This window comes from Citrobacter youngae (assembly GCF_003818115.1).
Classification (GTDB): domain Bacteria; phylum Pseudomonadota; class Gammaproteobacteria; order Enterobacterales; family Enterobacteriaceae; genus Citrobacter; species Citrobacter youngae.
Genome location: NZ_RPOI01000004.1, coordinates 73,354 through 90,538, shown reverse-complemented (window position 1 = coordinate 90,538; position 17,185 = coordinate 73,354). Strand labels below are relative to the sequence as shown.

Genomic DNA, 17,185 nt, shown 5'->3' with positions numbered 1-17,185 from the left:
TGCTCTGGGTAAAAATAGGGTTCATATTAAATTCATTATGACAGTGAGGAGGGGCGGAGGTTACAATCTACGTTTTACTGGCATTAAAGAGATTGTTTGTTTCATAATTTCGCTAAGTTTCTTTCTCTCATGTTCTGCTATATATTTACAAATCTCATCATGTCGAATATGCTGTTCCAGTTGTTTTTTATCTATTTTGATGTCATTGCGGATAAACCATTTAATGGTTTCAATGTCCCCGCGTAAATCATAACCTCGCAGTACAATATGGCGAAAATGTGTGTTGCTGATATCTGTCTTCTTCTTTAGTTCACTGAAGAAAGAGCTCATTTCATTTTCATTGGCACTTAGATAAACCTGACAGTTATCAGAGATAGTAAAGTTAAGGTTTTTCTTCTGAAGCAAATCCATTATCTGCAGACTTTCGCTGTTGAGGTAGTTGAAAATTACTGGACTGCTATCCTTCATACTAATATGACGAATGAGCATTTTGGCTTTGAAATCGCCTAATGAATGGCAAATTTCAAAAATACCGTGACCCTGGTTATCTCTGTGGTTTATATCGCAACCGGCCTGTACCATCAAATCAAAGATAGAGTGATTTTTTACGTAAAAAAGTATTGTTCTTCCGCATTTATCCACATTGTTGACATTAATTCCAGCATTGATCAGGGTTTTGCAACAGGATATATTATCAGCTAACGAGCATAAACAGGTTTGGCCGAGACCATTTTTGTGGTGTATATCTACGCCGGAATCAATCAATTTTTTCAGTATGTGAGGATTTCGCTGGTTAAACAAAACATTGTGACCATAGTTGTCAGCATGGTTAAAATCTATTCCTGCTTTAACCAGAGTGTCAATCATTCTTGGGTTTTTACAGTAAAACAGTATATTTCTTCCAAACGAATCCAGTGTATTAATATCGGAGCCTGCATTAATGCAAGCCTGAATGTCTTTTGGAGTTTTACAAGAGAGTAATGCATTTATTGCGTTGTTATTCATGATTTTTCTCCTCTGTTAAGCGACTAATCTGATATAGTTGTCATGGTTGGTTTTATATTCCTTTATTTTTTTAATGTCTTCGTAAATTCGAGCGAGTGAAAACCATGAGATCTCTTTCAACATGTTTTTGTTGCTTACATACAAAATGTTACCACCGCGAAATGAAAAAGCATTATGGAATGTACTTTCATTCGTCGTTTTGAGAAATCGAATGAAATTTTTTATTGTCTCTTTTTTGTTCATGTTATAAGAGGTGAATGTATAGATAGAGAATACGGTTAAAATATTTCTCTTCGAGACCATATGTCTTGAGAAATAATCGAAATAAAATCTTTGCTCCTGAGTGTCACTTTTGCAGAAAAAAGAAAATTGTGGATTATATAATCTATAAAGATCTGCGTTCTTTTTTGTTTTGGCGAGATAGTTAGTCAGGCTTGGATAGTTTGTTTTATTCATTTTAGTTCTCCTTTATTTAATTAACAAAGGAAATATATATTATTAAATAAACAAAATGCAAATATATTTTTATATTTATTTAATTAAATAGTTATATTTTTATTATATTTCATATAAGGTGTTGTTTTTCATTGTTATATTGTTTTTATCAAAAAGTGCTGTGTTTTATTTGATTGATTTGGTTTGAGAGTAGTGATTGATATTGTATGAATTGGCGATGAGGGTGTTTTAAAAAATAAATTTATCAAAGTGCTAAGGTGCAATGTGGGGCTTTGTATTAAATTAATGATGTTAGCGCCCCTTGGCTATCTGACTAAAGGTTAAAGCCAAGGGGAGAGTGTTCAGGCAGATTCAATTCATAATCTTTTTTTTGCAATTGCTTTACAGGTAACTGGTTGAAGCGTTGTTCGTAAAACCTTTTGCTCTCTCTGTGATTTTTCCTGGAGGATTTCTTCATAGAAGTAGCGTTCTTTTAGCGATTCTATATCAACTTTTATATCATTACGTATTAACCATTTAATTAGCAGTCTTCCTGCATAGTGCGTCAGTAGATATGTACTGCTTATGTAAAACCAAACATGACTAATGTCTGTCAGCTTCTTTAGTTGTAAAATTAATTTTTTAGCGTCGGCATTTGTTGGTGTTATGATACATTTATCACTTATCTCAAATTCATTTTTTTGTTTTATAAGCAATGACAACAGCTCAATTGATTTAAATGTAATGTTCTTGAATACAATTTTTGAACTGTTTGTAAGGTGAATATTACGGATAAGGAAGCGCATGTAGTTATCATTTTTAGATTCCCAGTGCGTATATTTACCAACTATGCTATTATTTTCTGACTGCCAGTGATCGAATGCTGTCTGTCCACTTATATTTTTATGATTAATGTCGCAACCAGCCTCAATTAGTGCATCGTACACATATCCTTCAAATGGAATGAAAAGAAAGGAATTGCCATAGCTATCTTTGGCATGGATATCTAGTCCTGCTTTGATAAGATATTTTATTAACCCAGGTGAAACATTAATATGCTGTATGGCAAGGGTGCCTGACTTGTTTCTGTGGTTTACATTAATTCCATTGCTGACAAGAAGTTCCACCGTCTCTATATTTTGAGCATAAAACAATGCATTGTTTCCGTCATTGTCTAAGTGGTGAATGTCAATGTCAGCGTCAATCATTGCCTGTATAGCTTCGGGTACATTACAGGTAAAAAGAGCAGTTTGACCTTTATCATTACAGATATTTATATCCACGCCAGCCTTAAGGCAACGAAGGACACCATTTTTTGACTTTACACGGAAGAGGTTATTTTTATTACTTTCGTTTGGTTTCATTTTTTTATCTCCTTTCTGTTGTTTTCAAGATATTAATAACACCAGATTTTACGGTATTCAAATTTATTTTTGTTTTATTAAGGATGTATCTAATTTGGTTTGTTTGAGGTTATTCTTAGCTTAATGGAACATGGGCCGATAAGGTTATCCTATGTGATGTGGATTAATTATTTTCATAAGATTATTTATCTATGTTTTGGTTTGTGTTTGGATTGTTTAAGTAAGTAAAAAGATATTTTAAATGTATGGAAGAATATTGCAGATGGGAGCTGCCCTGCATAAAGAACATAATTAGAGGCTAAGATATTAATACTTTGGAAAGTTATGCTATAGGATATATAAAAGATCAAGTAATATAATGGTGATTATTCGTGTTCTTATTGATATTGGAAATTAAATGAGTAGTGTTTTTTATGAGGTTTTTTGCTGTTGATAATGCTTATTAAAATTGGAAGAGCATCCTTTAAGTTATTCGGCTTGAGGATGCTCATTTAAAATTTATGCAGCGGAGTCTTTTTCAACAGCCAGGAAGGGCGAGTTATCAAGTGCTGCAAAAGATGCTTCATTATTTAGAAGTCGGATAAAATATCTCTTTTGATCTTTAGTATTAAGGTTTATTAATCCTCCTGTTAGATCAATATTCCGTTGAAATACAGGGAATTTTTGCATGACTTGTTGTATTTGAGGGACTGAAACTCCCGTTTTTACTAAGTTCCCTTTTGAAACCATAGCAAGTCTACGCATAAATGCTCTGTCTTTATACATATCCTTGAAAATATCTAGTGGCACTGGCATACCTTGTGTATTAACAATTCCAAGGTTTATTATTAATGGCGTTGAGTTATTTGCAAGATTATCTATTACACTTTCTAATCCATACATTCTTTCAAGAAGCTTAATGTTTAGCGCATAGTACTTATTCTGAAAAAAGAAGAAGTCAATAGTGTCATTTATATCAATACTGTCATGAGTGATCTTATCTAAGGTTCTGCCATTTAGACTCAAGAAAGATTTTTTTGTTTTCTTATGTAGAGAAACAGGATATTTATGTTGGTAAATGACTACGCTGTTTCCATTACCATCACAAAGGTGGTAAATTACGGCTTTTACCGATGTGAGGCTTTGTGTTGCAAAATCAAACTGTGTTGCATTCCCATTGACACCGAAATTTAGCACGTTGTTCATTTTAGTAAATTCAATTGGGAGGTGATTAATTGTTAAGTGATCATATTCGAAAACTTGCTTATCTCTTTCTAATAAAGTGGATACAAGTGGAACGGCCACTTTACCTCTGTTAGGTTCAATAATATTATTGATTAAGCTTTTAGAAAATGAAGTGGTCAGATCTTTTTCAGCATCAGGTTCAAGGTTAACCTTAAATATATCTATCGTACCTTGAACATCAGCAACAAAAAAAGCTTCACCAGAGATGCGTTTCGATTTTAAAATATTTTCAATGTTAGTGAACATGTCATGACCTCTACACTATTTTAGCCAAATAAGTTTCATCGTCGATTTTTATATACTTTATATTATCTGTACTCTTTAGAACACTGCGGCAGATTATTGTGCATTTTTTCACTCCACGGTCATGAACATTAGCTTTGTATATTCTGAATCCGAGTATTGCAAGTGATGGGTTAGAATAAAACCGGTTTGTCTTTACGTATATTGCGCCGATTACAAATATCATCAACCCTAAATTTAATACAGTTCTCTTACTATCGACATCAGTGAAAACTAAGGGCATTATATAAGTGGTTAAAAACTCTAAATGTTCATGGTTTTCATTGCTAATATCCGAGACAGTGCATGCAACAGACCAACCCGAACCAAAGCTATTTGCAAGGACTATTAAAATAATTGCACCAATAAAAATGAAAATCAAACTAACTATGAAAACGATATTTCTCACTTTCAATGACGAGATTGAGAAAGTAAAGTTTTCAGTAAAAATATAGTCCCACACATTTTTTATCAAAACCTTATCGTAGGACATAATTAATAATGATAAAAATAGAAGCCATAGTGATAGTATATATAGTACTGTTTTAAGATATGGCCTGCTATCCATTAGCTTCTCCTGTATAACTTAAAATAGTTTGTATGTTAAAAATTTAGGGGAATAATTTTCCTAATTCTCCAGCTAAAAGTTCAGCCTGCTTCAAAATGGTCTCTGTGGCGAGCAAGGACATATCGGGTGGATAACCATATTTTTTGAGCAGACGTTTTACCACCACGCGAATTTTTGCTCTTGCTGCTTCTTTCACTGTCCAGTCAAGACTGACATTGTTGCGGATAGCCTCTGTAAGTACGACTGCCAGTTCTCGTAGTTTTTCCTTTTCCATTAACTCGCGAGCACTGTCGTTATCTGCAACAGCAGAATAGAAGGCATATTCATAAGCGCTGAGGTTTAACTGGCTGGCAAGGCTGTCAGATTCTTGGATAGTCTTGGCAAGCTTGATTAGCTCATCAATTACCTCCGCTGCGGTCAGTACCTTGTTCTGGTAGCCATTGATTGCAGAGGTCAGCATATCAATCAGTTTTTTGCCTTGGGTGATACTTTGATTCGAGCGAACCTTAATCTCGTCAGAAAGCAGTTTTTTAAGCGTTTCCAAAGCAATATTTCTGTGTTGGTAATCCTTCATTTCCTGAAGGAATTCTTCAGAAAGAACGGAAATATCTGGCTTTTGTATCCCAGCAGCGTCAAAAATATCAACAACTTTATCGGTAACCAGAGCCTGATCGATAGTCTGTTTTACCCGAACTTCCAGACTGTCATTGTGTTCTTCTTCTGATCCGTCTGAGTTTTCAGTAAATTTATTCAGTCTGGCTTTTACGGCCTGGAAGAATGCTACTTCGGGTGCCGCTTCCATTGCTTTATCGTGCGGTGTCGCCAATGCAAATGCCTGCGACAAGGCTGCAACCGCAGCCAGGAAACGCATTTTACCTTTACCGTTATCCAGCCCTAAAATATGGTTTTCTGATTCAAGAATAATTGTCAGGCGTTGTGAGGTCGTTGCGGCAAAGTAAGCTTTGTAATCGTAGCCATGCATCATGCCTTCCAAGATTTCCAGCTTTTCCTGCATGAGCGTTACGGCTTCTTCCTGAACCTCAGCAGGATCACCACGTCCACCTGCATCAGAGTAAAAGGAGAGGGCTTCTTTTAAATCAGAGGCAATGCCCAGATAGTCAACAACCAGACCGCCTATCTTATCTTTATACACACGGTTCACACGGGCAATCGCCTGCATGAGGTTGTGGCCTTTCATTGGTTTGTCGATATACAGCGTATGCATGCTGGGAGCGTCGAAGCCGGTCAACCACATATCACGCACTATCACCAGTTTCAGCTTGTCGTCGTCATCCTTCATACGGTTAGCCAAAACCTGACGTTCTTTTTTTGTGGTGTGGTGTTTAGCGATTTCTGGTCCGTCAGCAGCAGAAGAGGTCATGACGACCTTAATCACGCCATCATTTAGATCATCGCTGTGCCATTCAGGTTTTAACTGTATGATTTCTTTATAAAGTTCAGCAGCAATACGACGGGACATGGTGACAATCATGCCCTTGCCATGATCGGCATTAGATTTTAAGCGCTGTTCAAAGTGCTGAACCATATCCACCGCAATGGCTTTAATACGTTTTGAACTGCCAATCAAACCTTCGATTCTGGCCCATTTAGACCGTTCTTTCTGGGTAAGCGTCAGTTCGTCTTCGTTAAACTCATCGTCGAAGTCTTCAATTAGCTGGCGACCTTCGTCACTGATGGCAATTTTGGCAAGACGGCTTTCATAGAAGATACGCACGGTCGCACCGTCTTCTACTGCCTGTGAGATATCGTAGATATCAACGTAGTTACCAAAAACAGCAGGTGTGTTTACGTCCGTTTTTTCTATGGGGGTTCCGGTAAAGCCAAGATAGGTCGCATTGGGCAAGGCATCACGCATATATTTGGCAAAGCCGTAAACAGTGCGTTTACCTGTTACGTTGCCTTCACTGTCTTTTACGTCAACTTCTTTGGCACTGAAACCGTACTGAGAACGGTGTGCTTCATCAGCGATAACGACAATATTGGTTCTATCTGATAGTAGCTCATAGATATTGCCGCCTTCATCAGGCTGGAATTTTTGAATAGTGGTAAACACCACTCCACCAGAGGCGACACGCAAATTTTCTTTGAGTTCTTCCCGGTTGTTGGCCTGTTTTGGTGTCTGACGAAGTAGCTGAGTGGCAGAAGAAAACGTACCAAATAGCTGATCATCTAAATCGTTACGGTCAGTGATCACTACCACTGTTGGATTATTCAGCGCCAGTACAATCTTCCCAGTATAAAACACCATCGAAAGCGATTTACCGGAACCTTGGGTATGCCAGACTACGCCCGCTTTGCGATCTCCGGTCTTTTGTGCATTAACGAGATCTTTACTGTTACGTCCCTGCTGGCGCAGTGCCACTTCGGCAGAGGGGGAATCTGCATTTACAGCCGAGGCACGAATAGTGGAAAGTACTGCTGCATTGACAGCGTAGTACTGGTGATAAGCAGCCATTTTTTTAACAGTGCGGATACTGATAATGCCTTTGCTGTCTTCATGTTTACTGGCTTCAAACACGATAAAGTGGCGGATCACATCCAAGAGCGTTATAGGATTAAGCAACCCCTGTAATAAAACCTCAAGCTGCGGTTGGGTACTGGTAGCTGGAGTTTTACCATTAGCGGTTTTCCACGTCATATAACGACTGAAATCAGCAGAAACTGTTCCCGCTTTGGCTTCCAATCCGTCAGATATCACATTAAACGCATTGTAGGTAAACAGGCTGTATATTTGGTTCTGATAGGTTTTAATCTGGTTATAAGCACCTAATACCGTAGCATTTTCGTCAGTAGCATTTTTTAGTTCAATAACAACTAATGGCAGACCGTTGATAAATAAAATAAGGTCCGGTCGGCGGGTATGGTTGCCTTCTTTGATGGTGAGCTGATTAATGACCAGGAATTCATTATTAGTGGGATCGTTAAAGTCGATCAGGCAGGCAAGCTCTCCTTGTGCATTACCATCCTTGCTGACTTCGATATTGATTCCTTCGGTCAACAGGCGATGAAAGGCCAGATTGTTTGCCATCAGATCAGGTGTGCTGATCTGCATCATCTGTTTTAGAGTTTCCTCGCATTTCTGCTCACTGAGGTGTGGATTTAGTCGTTGCAAGGCAGTACGCACCTTATCTTCAAGGACAACCTGCTGATAGCTACGTAACGGATTGATTCCACTGGGTTCAATGTCCGGGCCGTAAACATATTCATAGCCCATCCCTTGCAGGTACTCAATCGCCATTACTTCGATATCGGATTCGGTCATCTTTGCCATGCGTACTGTCCTTATTGCTGTTTAACCAGAGGGCGGGCTGCACACCCGCTTAATTATTTTATACTACTGCCGAGATTACTTCTTCTGCATACTGAACTCGTACTTCACCACTCATTAGTTTTGGAAGAAGCGTGTCTCGAAGGTTTTCAATTTTATTGATTTGGACAGAGTTTTGGAATATCTTTAACTCTGAGCTTTTAACTATGGAAGAAAAAAATAATATTTTATTTAATGGCGGGAATTTAAAATCTGCATTAAACAAGCCATTAATGGTAATTTGTGGTTGGGCAGAACCGGAAACATGCAATTTGAAATCATAATTAAGGCTGTAATACTTCAAGTATTCAAAAGTAATTCCATTATCTATAAGTTCGAGGATTAAGGAGTTGTTAGTGATAAATGAATTCGGTAAACTTATATTTACCTTGCCAGAAGCCTCTCCTCGACATGAAACTAAAACCTGTGGTTTTTCATATAAATACTTATGGTAAAAGCCTATCTGCCCGTTTCCACCAAATACAGGATAACCGGATTCTGTAAGTTTCGAAGTCGGTAAGTTCTTGCCATATGCAATATTGACAACCTTGCCTAATGGTATTACTTCCCAATCGTCCGCATCTTCCTCAATAAACCACTGCCTAAACAGCGTTTCAGCCATAGATTCCAGCGTTTTATTCTGGCGTTGAAGCAGATCTATTTTGTCATCAAGAGAGGACAGTACAGAGGCGATGGCTTTTTGCTCTGTAATCGGTGGGATCCTAAACTCATAAGAACGTAACCCTTTCAAAGGAACGTTAGGTATAGTTGTTCCAGTAGCTATATTATCCAGATAGGATTTAAAGTTATCTGATAAGCATTCATAGTAAAAGTAGTCTCTAAGGATGATATTTTCATCCAAGTTTATATAGCAAACACTTTTACCGAGAGCACATTTTTCGTATGCATATTTTGACACGTTACCAATAGTGCCATTAATCGATATTAATAAGGTTGAACTGTTTAAATCTTTTTTTATTTTATCAAACTCAGCCTTAGTGATCTTTTTTGTTTCAGGTTTAATAAAAACCCTACCGTGGAGTAAATTATTACCATTTATAAAGTAATAATCTCCACTTTCATCGTAAATTGGTGTTCCATGTAAACCATCACCAATTTTAACTGACACGTCCGTTAATAAAACTTTCTTCCACTCACTCATAACACTACCTTCGCCAGATTATCAGCGATAGCCTTATTCAGACGCGCTTCTTCTTCGAGTTGTGCCTCAAACTCAGCTTTAAGAGCTGTAAACCGTTCTTTAAAGTCGAAATCGTCTTCTTCATCAGCAAGGCCAACATAACGGCCAGGAGTCAGCACATAATCAAGTTTAGCGACTTCATTGATATCGACAGATGCACAGAAACCCGCCACATCTTCGTAGTCACCACCTTTGTTACGCCAGTTATGGTAGGTATCTGAAATAGTTTTGATATCTTCGTCAGAAAGCACTTTGCTACGACGATTAATTAAATGGCCTAAGTTACGGGCATCAATAAACAGAATTTCTTTACTGCGATCTCGATACTGACTGCTGTTTTCCCTGTCACGGCGCATAAACCATAATGCGGCAGGAATCTGGGTGTTCAGAAACAGTTTTGCAGGTAAGTTAACGATACAGTCAATTACATTAGCGTCTTTCACCAGTGCAGCACGAATATCACCTTCACCCGAACTTTTAGAGGTTAAAGCCCCTTTTGCCAGCACAACGCCAGCCTGACCTTTTGGCGACAGGTGATACAGAAAATGCTGCATCCAGGCAAAGTTAGCATTCCCGGTAGGTGGGATACCATATTGCCAACGGGCATCGCCACGAAGCTGCTCACCGGACCAGTCAGACACGTTAAACGGTGGATTGGCAATGATAAAATCAGATTTTAGATCTTTGTGGGCATCGTTAAGGAATGAGCCTTCACTGTTCCAGCGGACGTGTTCTGAATTGATACCCCGGATAGCTAGGTTCATTTTTGCCAGACGCCAAGTGGTCTGGTTGGATTCCTGACCGTAAATCGAAATATCGTCAATATTTCCCTGATGCGCTTCAACAAATTTTTCTGACTGAACGAACATACCACCGGAACCGCAGCAAGGGTCAAAGACACGGCCTTTATAAGGTTCAAGCATGTTAACAAGCAGGCTTACAATGGATTTTGGTGTATAGAACTGACCACCTTGTTTACCTTCTGCCAGTGCAAATTCACCAAGGAAGTATTCGAATACGTGGCCTAATACATCAGCAGAACGCGCTTTGGCATCTCCCAGTGCAATGTTGCCAATCAGATCTATCAGTTCACCCAGCACAGTGGCGTCGAGGTTCTGGCGGGCGTAGACTTTCGGCAGCACACCTTTTAGCTGTGGGTTACCCGCTTCGATAAGCTCCATCGCATCATCAACCAGCTTACCGATTTCGGGTAGCTTGGCCTTAGATATTAGATAGTTCCAGCGTGCAAGCTCAGGGACAAAGAAAATGTTGTAAGCGGTGTACTCGTCTTTATCTTCCGGGTCAGCGCCTGCGAACTCGCCTTCACCAGCCTTCAGCAACTCATAATGAGATTCAAAAGAATCAGAAATATACTTAAGGAAAATGAGGCCCAGCACGACATGCTTGTACTCGGCTGCATCAATGTTTTTACGCAGTTTGTCTGCCGCTTTCCACAGGATGACCTCTAACGGATCTGTTTTGATTTCTTTAGGTTTTCTTGCCATTAGCGTAACTTCGTGAATTAGGATGGTAGCCCTATTTTGCCTTAAAGTTCCGCTTGTTACGAGCTTAGAAAGCGATTAATTATTATCTGATTTTAGTGTGTTCGTTTAGCTCAGCAAGTGCAATGACTCATGGGGTAAGTGCCTTGTAACAGGGTTGTTGATGTCAGTCGTCGGTCCTCAATGGAGTCACGGTCATAGGCATAATTGCTGTATAGCTGTTAATGTTTGTCTGGGTGAATTTCTACTACTCGGACTAACACCAAGTGAGTTCCATACTACATAACTGTGAGAATTTTCTGTATCCTTCACTCTATCCTCTTCTTGCATATTTACAGGAAGATAAAGCAAAAGATACAAAAATTTGTAATCAAAAAACTGTCTTAATATACTTACATCACGTTTAGTTATTAATTTTTTTGTCATGGTGAAAATCTTTACTTGGTCATTAAAATTCATCGGGTGTTAATATTCTAAACGAATAGGGGGGCAAGCTAAAATGATGTGTCAAGTCGTTTGTAAAGTGAGGGGGTTATTTTTGGAAGAAATGCTTAAGAGAAGTATATATGATATTTTCCTGAGTAAAATTATTGATATGCAAGGTTGGCAGAGGTTTGCTGTCTTTTCTAACCGAAGGGAAGAAAAGCAAGGGGAACTCGAAGAAGCAAGCGCAGCGGCTTCGCAGAGTTAGCCCTTGCTTCAGTTATAATAAAGAAAAAATAATGTAGCAGTTGTGTTTTCAAAAATGCTGAAAGCTTCGCTTGTAATGTTTTTAAAAGCTTCTCCTGTAGTGCAGGCGAAGTGCTGAAATTTCTGCTTCGATTGTGTGCATTACGAGCAAAAAAACATTTATATATGATATCTGGATCAGGGTGTAAAACCAAAGGAGGCTATCCATATGAGATTATACCTCAATTAAGATTTTGTATTTCATGTCTGTAATAATAAAAATATTTATAAATTTTTTATTGTTTTATACTTGACATTTAAAATATATCCTCTATCTAATGTTTGGCAATAATGCAAATAAAAGGAGCGTCATAATGGGTAAATATGAAAAAGCATTCAATGAGGTTAATGTACTTATGAGTGAGATACTTGATAACTTAAATATTACCTTGGAAGAAACTGATTTGTTTCCTACAGAAGATATATTTATAATAGTTGTAAGGAAAATCGAAGTTGATAACTTGAAGTTAATATCCTCTATTTTTACTAATGATGAATATCATGAGGTTAAAGAGGGTATGACACCTGCAGTGAACAAATTCATGCATTGGTGGGGAGATAATCTTGATTGTGATAATATAAATATACCGGCTTTAATTGCAAAAAAAGAAGAAAGCGTTCTTTCTCCAGTTATGTCAGAAAATTTAAAAAGTGAAATAAAACAGAGCAAGAAAAGACTTTGATATTTTTTGATAAATATTTTCTGAATCCATGGAGAATATCATACTCATAATTTAATAAAACCTATGTAAAAGCGATATGTATATCGCTTTTGTAATTTGTAGCTCATTTGTAGCTTGAATTTAATAATAGAATTTATATTGATTTAAAATCAATAGGTTAAGGTTGTTGATTTGTACTGCTGCATCATGGGGGTGTGAGAGTCTAGATTTTCTATTGTACTCATTGGAGTGTGATGTCCATATTTCTTAATTTTTAATGAGTTAGTGAATTTTATGGTTATCATTAGGTTTCACGTTGTCTCATCGAATATCATGAAATCCTACAGTTAACAGTAGGAATTCATGACTGCATAAGGTGCATGATAACGGAGTCTTTATGGTAGTAAAACAAGAGGGAAAGCCACTTTCGTTTAAAGCGGTAAAAATGATGAAGCCTGGTGGCAAAGATGAAGCTGACGTGGGCGAAAATCGTGGTTTACGTCTCTCATGTGGTGCCACCTGGATGAAGTCTTTTTCCTACCGTTACGCGAGTCCCCGACTGGTAAACTTGTTCAGTTTAAAATTGGTAACTTTCCACAACTTCTCTCGTTTGCTGCACGTTTTAAACTCCACGAATTAAAGCTTCTCCGTCGGGCCTGCCGGAGTCTGAACCAGAACTGGTCTGTCGACTTTATGCCTGATACCCAGGTCTGTGGCCGTCGTTTTCGCACGTTCAATGTCGTTGATGACTTTAACCGTGAGGCGTTGTCGATTGAAATCGAACTGAATCAGCCAGCTCTGCGCGTGGTCCGTGTGCTCGACAGGATCGCGGCAAATCGCGGCGATCCGGTCACGCTACGCATGGATAATGGTCCGGAATTTATCTCACTGGCACTGGCTGAATGGACAGAGAAACATGCAGTAAAACTGGAGTTTATCCAGCCGGGTAAGCCGACACAGAACGCTTTTATTGAGCGCTTTAACCGAACATACCGTACAGAAATACCCGATTTTTATCTGTTCAGAATGCTGAATGAAGTGCGGGAAATCACGGAGAAATGGTTATCTGAATATAACTGTGAACGCCCGCATGAATCACTGAACAATATGACACCGGAGGAATACCGACAGCACTATTATCTGGCCGGGATCTCAAAAAATGCCTGGAACTAAAACGGGTCTATTTACACCACACCCCAATGTACCATTGAAGTGTGGCTGGTGAAGTTTGTATCAAATTACTCATTCATTTCGTGGTTACTCTTTTTTATCTTATTGAATATCGATAATACCCGTCAGGATGCGGAAACGAGGTTTTAGAGGCATAAGCATCATTAGCTGACATATCATGAAGCATTATTTATACATCATGCAGCTGAAGTTGATTCTCTAAACGCCGATCGCGCAGCGTTGAATAAATAAAGGTGATGACAAACAGCAGGGAAAATAAAACGACTATGGTCGGCGCGGGGGCACTGTCGATGAAAAATGACAGGTATACACCCAGAAATGACGTTGCAACCGATATGGCGGTAGCCAGTAATAATGCCTGGGCGAACCTGCGCGTCATTAAAATCGCAATCGCACCGGGGGCAATCAGCAAGGAGATCGACAAAATAATACCTACCGACTTTAGCGTCGCGACGATAGTCAGGGCTATCATACACAGCAGACCATAATGCAGCTGTGTGGTGTTAAGACCGCTGGCCTTTGCCTGGTGCGGATCGAACGCATGCAGTAGCAGATCTTTCCATTTAAGCCCGATGATAAGCGCTATCCCCAAAGCGATAACCGCAGTCTGCGCAATGTCGCCCAGCGAAACGCCCAGCATGTCACCGAACAAAATATGGTCCAGATGAATTTCAGACTGGATTGACACATACAGCACCAGTCCGGCGCCAAACATACCGGAAAAGACGATCCCCATCAGGGTATCGCGCTTGATACGGCTATTATCGTCAAGATACCCGGTGGCGACCGCGCAGAACAATCCGGCGACAAAAGCGCCAATCGCCAGCGGAATACCCGCAATCCAGGCCAGTACAATCCCCGGAAAGACCGCATGGCTCATGGCATCCCCCATCAGCGCCCAACCTTTCAACACCAAAAATACCGACAGCAGCGCGCAGGGGACGGCGACGATAACGGAGATGGTCAGCGCGTTGACCATAAAGCTGAACTGAAAGGGTTCCAGTAATGTGGTTAAGAACATGAGGACTCCTTGTTCACCTGCCGGGCGCGGCGGCGGTTTGCCAGCAGACCGTGTTTGGGCGCAAAAACGAACGCCAGCAGGAATAACAGTGTTTGCAGTACGACGATAATTCCGCCGGTTGCGCCGTCCAGCCAGTAGCTCAGCCAGGCGCCGAAAAAGCTGGTCAGGCTACCGATAGCTACAGCGATCGTCAGCAGACGAGGAAAACGATCGGTCAACAGCCATGCGGTCGCGCCAGGCGTGACCACCAGGCAAATGACCAGAAATGCGCCGACGGTTTGCAGTGCAGCAACGGTGGAAACGGAGAGCAGCGTAAAAAATAGCAGCTTCAGCCGACCAGGATTCAGACCAATAGAGCGTGCATGGTTTTCATCGAAAAAGACCACCATCAGGTCTTTCCACTTCAGCAGCAGGATAGTCAGTGAGATGACGCCGATGATCGCCAGTTGCAAAATATCTTCCGGCGCAATCGCCAGCACGTTACCGAGAATAATGGTCTGGATGTTCACCGACATCGGATTGAGCGACACCATAAACAGCCCGATACCGAAAAAAGACGAAAAAATCAGTCCGATAATCGCATCTTCTTTCAGGCGTGAGCGCTGATTGAGAAACAGCATACTGCCCGCAGCCAGTCCCCCGGAAAGAAATGCCCCCAGCGCGAAGGGAAGCCCTAACATATATGCCCCGGCAACACCGGGGACGATGGAATGCGATAGCGCATCGCCAATAAGCGACCAGCCTTTGAGCATCAGGTAGCATGAGAGGAACGCGCACAGGCCGCCGACCATCGCCGAAACCCACATGGCGTTGAGCATGTACTGGTAACCAAAGGGTTCTGTCAGCCAGTTCATGACTATTCCCCCTCGCGTGCCGCGCGGCGCGAAATAAACGGGCGCTCATCATCGGTAATCACATGCTGCTCACCCCCACTCAATGCGACGTGACGCAGAACGCCGCTAAATGCCTGTTCAAGGTTCTCGGTGGTAAAGGTGGTGTCAGTTGGACCGCTTGCCAGCACGGTGCCTTTAATCATTACCGTGTAATCACAAAACTCGGTGACCGAGCCCAGGTTATGGGTGGAGACCAGCATGGTTCGGCCCTCATCACGCAATTCGCGCAGCAGGTCGATGATACGGGCCTCGGTTTTTACATCCACGCCGGTGAAGGGTTCATCCAGTAAAATGACCTGCCCATCTTGTGCAATGGCCCTTGCCAGGAAAACGCGTTTTTTCTGACCACCGGACAGTTCACCAATCTGGCGATGGCGATATTCCAGCATATCGACCCGCGCCAGTGCAGCATCCACGCAGGCGTGATCGTGCGCCTTTGGCCGACGCAGCCAGCCCATATGGCCAAAACGTCCCATCATGACCACATCTTCCACCAGTACCGGAAATGACCAGTCCACCTCTTCAGACTGGGGCACATAAGCAATCAGATTCTGTTTTAGCGCCTTGTTGACCGGCTGTTGCAGGATAGAGATTTCCCCCTGTGCCAGCCGGACAAACCCCATCAACGCCTTAAACAGTGTTGATTTCCCGGAACCGTTGACACCAACCAGCGCGGCAATCGAGCCGCCCGGAACCTGAAACGTAGCATCCCGCAGTGCGGTGTGGCCGTTGCGATACGTCACCGTAACCTGATTCACGGTAATCGCAGATTGACTCATGGTTGACTCCCAAGGCCGTTATTGATGCCGTTAACAATGGTTTGTGTGGTGACGCGCAGTAGATCCAGATAGGTCGGGACCGGGCCGTCGGCAGCGCTGAGTGAATCGACGTACAGCACGCCGCCGTAATGTGCGCCAGACTCCCGGGCTACCTGACGCGCGGGTTTGTCGGACACGGTACTTTCGCTAAATACCGTGGGGATCTGATGCGCACGTAAGGTATCGATCACCTTGCGTACCTGCTTCGGCGTACCTTGTTGATCGGCGTTGATCGGCCATAAGTACAGTTCTTTCAGGTCGTTATCGCGCGCCAGATAGGAGAACGCCCCTTCGCTAGTGACCAGCCAGCGTTTATCGGCAGGAATTTTGGCAAGTTCGGCCTGGAGCGGCGCGAGCGTTTGCTGAATTTCTGCTTTATAGCGATCGGCATTCTTCTGGTAGGTCGCTGCGTTTTCCGGGTCATATTTCATTAACGCATCGCGAATGTTATCCACGTAAATCAGTGCGTTGTCTGCTGACATCCAGGCATGCGGATTGGGTTTTCCATTGTATGGCCCTTCGCTGATGCCCATCGGTTTTACGCCGTTTGAGACCATCACTTCCGGTACGCCGGACAGATGTTGGTAGAAGCGGGTAAACCAGAGTTCCAGATTGAGACCATTAGAGAGAATTAACTGCGCGCCCTGCGCCCGCTTAATGTCGCCTGGCGTGGGCTGGTATTCGTGAATCTCTGCCCCGGGTTTGGTGATTGAACTGACGTCTGCCGCATCGCCTGCCACATTGCTTGCCATATCAGCAATGATCGTAAACGTCGTGATGACCTTGAACTTTTCTTTCGCCCAGGCAGGCGACAGCGTAAGTGCCGTCAACAGGCTGGCAAGGAGAACTGACTTCAGACGAGGCAGATGCGGCATAGTATCCCTCACAACAAAGTGGTTAATTTATCATCGAATATAGCCTTTGCTATGTTATATAGCACATGGCATAAATAAATGAAAATA

The 17,185-nt window shown here is 41.5% G+C and carries 14 protein-coding genes and 1 pseudogene; 3 read left to right on the top strand and 12 right to left on the bottom strand.

The features are described 5' to 3' along the window. Window positions 1-60: 60 nt before the first annotated feature. The 8 genes from EHN13_RS02740 to EHN13_RS02705 all read right to left on the bottom strand — a co-directional run bounded on the left by EHN13_RS02740 (window position 61) and on the right by EHN13_RS02705 (window position 10,912). Window positions 61-1,005, bottom strand: coding sequence for an ankyrin repeat domain-containing protein (locus EHN13_RS02740; RefSeq protein ID WP_124020840.1), 945 nt, complete (start codon window positions 1,003-1,005; stop codon window positions 61-63). A 15-nt stretch (window positions 1,006-1,020) separates the two neighbouring features. Continuing rightward, window positions 1,021-1,461: a hypothetical protein gene (locus EHN13_RS24480; protein WP_001044498.1), complete on the bottom strand. Its 441-nt coding sequence runs from the start codon at window positions 1,459-1,461 to the stop codon at window positions 1,021-1,023. A 356-nt stretch (window positions 1,462-1,817) separates the two neighbouring features. Next, window positions 1,818-2,804, bottom strand: coding sequence for an ankyrin repeat domain-containing protein (locus EHN13_RS02730; RefSeq protein ID WP_124020839.1), 987 nt, complete (start codon window positions 2,802-2,804; stop codon window positions 1,818-1,820). A 498-nt stretch (window positions 2,805-3,302) separates the two neighbouring features. Then, complete coding sequence (locus EHN13_RS02725; RefSeq protein ID WP_016239773.1) at window positions 3,303-4,274, bottom strand: Kiwa anti-phage protein KwaB-like domain-containing protein; 972 nt, start codon at window positions 4,272-4,274, stop codon at window positions 3,303-3,305. Between the two features lie 10 nt (window positions 4,275-4,284). Continuing rightward, on the bottom strand, window positions 4,285-4,878 hold the full coding sequence (gene kwaA, locus EHN13_RS02720) for an anti-phage protein KwaA (RefSeq protein WP_124020838.1): 594 nt from the start codon (window positions 4,876-4,878) through the stop codon (window positions 4,285-4,287). A gap of 43 nt (window positions 4,879-4,921) precedes the next feature. After that, window positions 4,922-8,170, bottom strand: coding sequence for a type I restriction endonuclease subunit R (locus EHN13_RS02715; RefSeq protein WP_124020837.1), 3,249 nt, complete (start codon window positions 8,168-8,170; stop codon window positions 4,922-4,924). Window positions 8,171-8,228: 58 nt separating this feature from the next. Continuing rightward, window positions 8,229-9,368, bottom strand: a complete 1,140-nt coding sequence (locus EHN13_RS02710) for a restriction endonuclease subunit S (RefSeq protein ID WP_124020836.1) — start codon at window positions 9,366-9,368, stop codon at window positions 8,229-8,231. Then, a complete protein-coding gene (locus EHN13_RS02705; protein ID WP_124020835.1) occupies window positions 9,365-10,912 on the bottom strand; it encodes a type I restriction-modification system subunit M in 1,548 nt (515 codons plus the stop codon). Before EHN13_RS02705 ends, EHN13_RS02710 begins: the two co-directional genes overlap by 4 nt. A gap of 1,040 nt (window positions 10,913-11,952) precedes the next feature. On the opposite strand from EHN13_RS02705, the gene EHN13_RS02700 reads away from it, so the two are divergent. The 3 genes and pseudogenes from EHN13_RS02700 to EHN13_RS02690 form a co-directional block, all read left to right on the top strand. Continuing rightward, window positions 11,953-12,321: a hypothetical protein gene (locus EHN13_RS02700; protein ID WP_085541166.1), complete on the top strand. Its 369-nt coding sequence runs from the start codon at window positions 11,953-11,955 to the stop codon at window positions 12,319-12,321. A 376-nt stretch (window positions 12,322-12,697) separates the two neighbouring features. Continuing rightward, the gene (locus tag EHN13_RS24205) at window positions 12,698-12,940 is read left to right on the top strand and encodes a DUF4102 domain-containing protein (RefSeq protein WP_306308101.1); all 243 of its coding nucleotides are present in this window, start codon (window positions 12,698-12,700) and stop codon (window positions 12,938-12,940) included. A 23-nt stretch (window positions 12,941-12,963) separates the two neighbouring features. After that, window positions 12,964-13,473 (top strand): annotated as a pseudogene (locus tag EHN13_RS02690) (transposase); the annotation flags it as partial. Between the two features lie 187 nt (window positions 13,474-13,660). Here the strand turns inward: EHN13_RS02690 and sitD are convergent. Genes sitD through EHN13_RS02670 form a run of 4 tightly spaced genes read right to left on the bottom strand, consistent with a single transcriptional unit; the run spans window position 13,661 to window position 17,098 of the window. Further along, a complete protein-coding gene (sitD, locus tag EHN13_RS02685) occupies window positions 13,661-14,512 on the bottom strand; it encodes an iron/manganese ABC transporter permease subunit SitD (RefSeq protein ID WP_101741647.1) in 852 nt (283 codons plus the stop codon). Beyond that, a complete protein-coding gene (gene sitC, locus EHN13_RS02680) occupies window positions 14,503-15,366 on the bottom strand; it encodes an iron/manganese ABC transporter permease subunit SitC (RefSeq protein ID WP_048213040.1) in 864 nt (287 codons plus the stop codon). Before sitC ends, sitD begins: the two co-directional genes overlap by 10 nt. A gap of 2 nt (window positions 15,367-15,368) precedes the next feature. Next, window positions 15,369-16,184: an iron/manganese ABC transporter ATP-binding protein SitB gene (sitB, locus tag EHN13_RS02675; protein ID WP_048213039.1), complete on the bottom strand. Its 816-nt coding sequence runs from the start codon at window positions 16,182-16,184 to the stop codon at window positions 15,369-15,371. Then, entirely contained in the window at window positions 16,181-17,098 is a 918-nt protein-coding gene (locus tag EHN13_RS02670) for a metal ABC transporter substrate-binding protein (protein ID WP_048213038.1), read from the bottom strand. The genes sitB and EHN13_RS02670 overlap by 4 nt, the downstream gene beginning before the upstream one ends. Window positions 17,099-17,185: the final 87 nt, after the last annotated feature.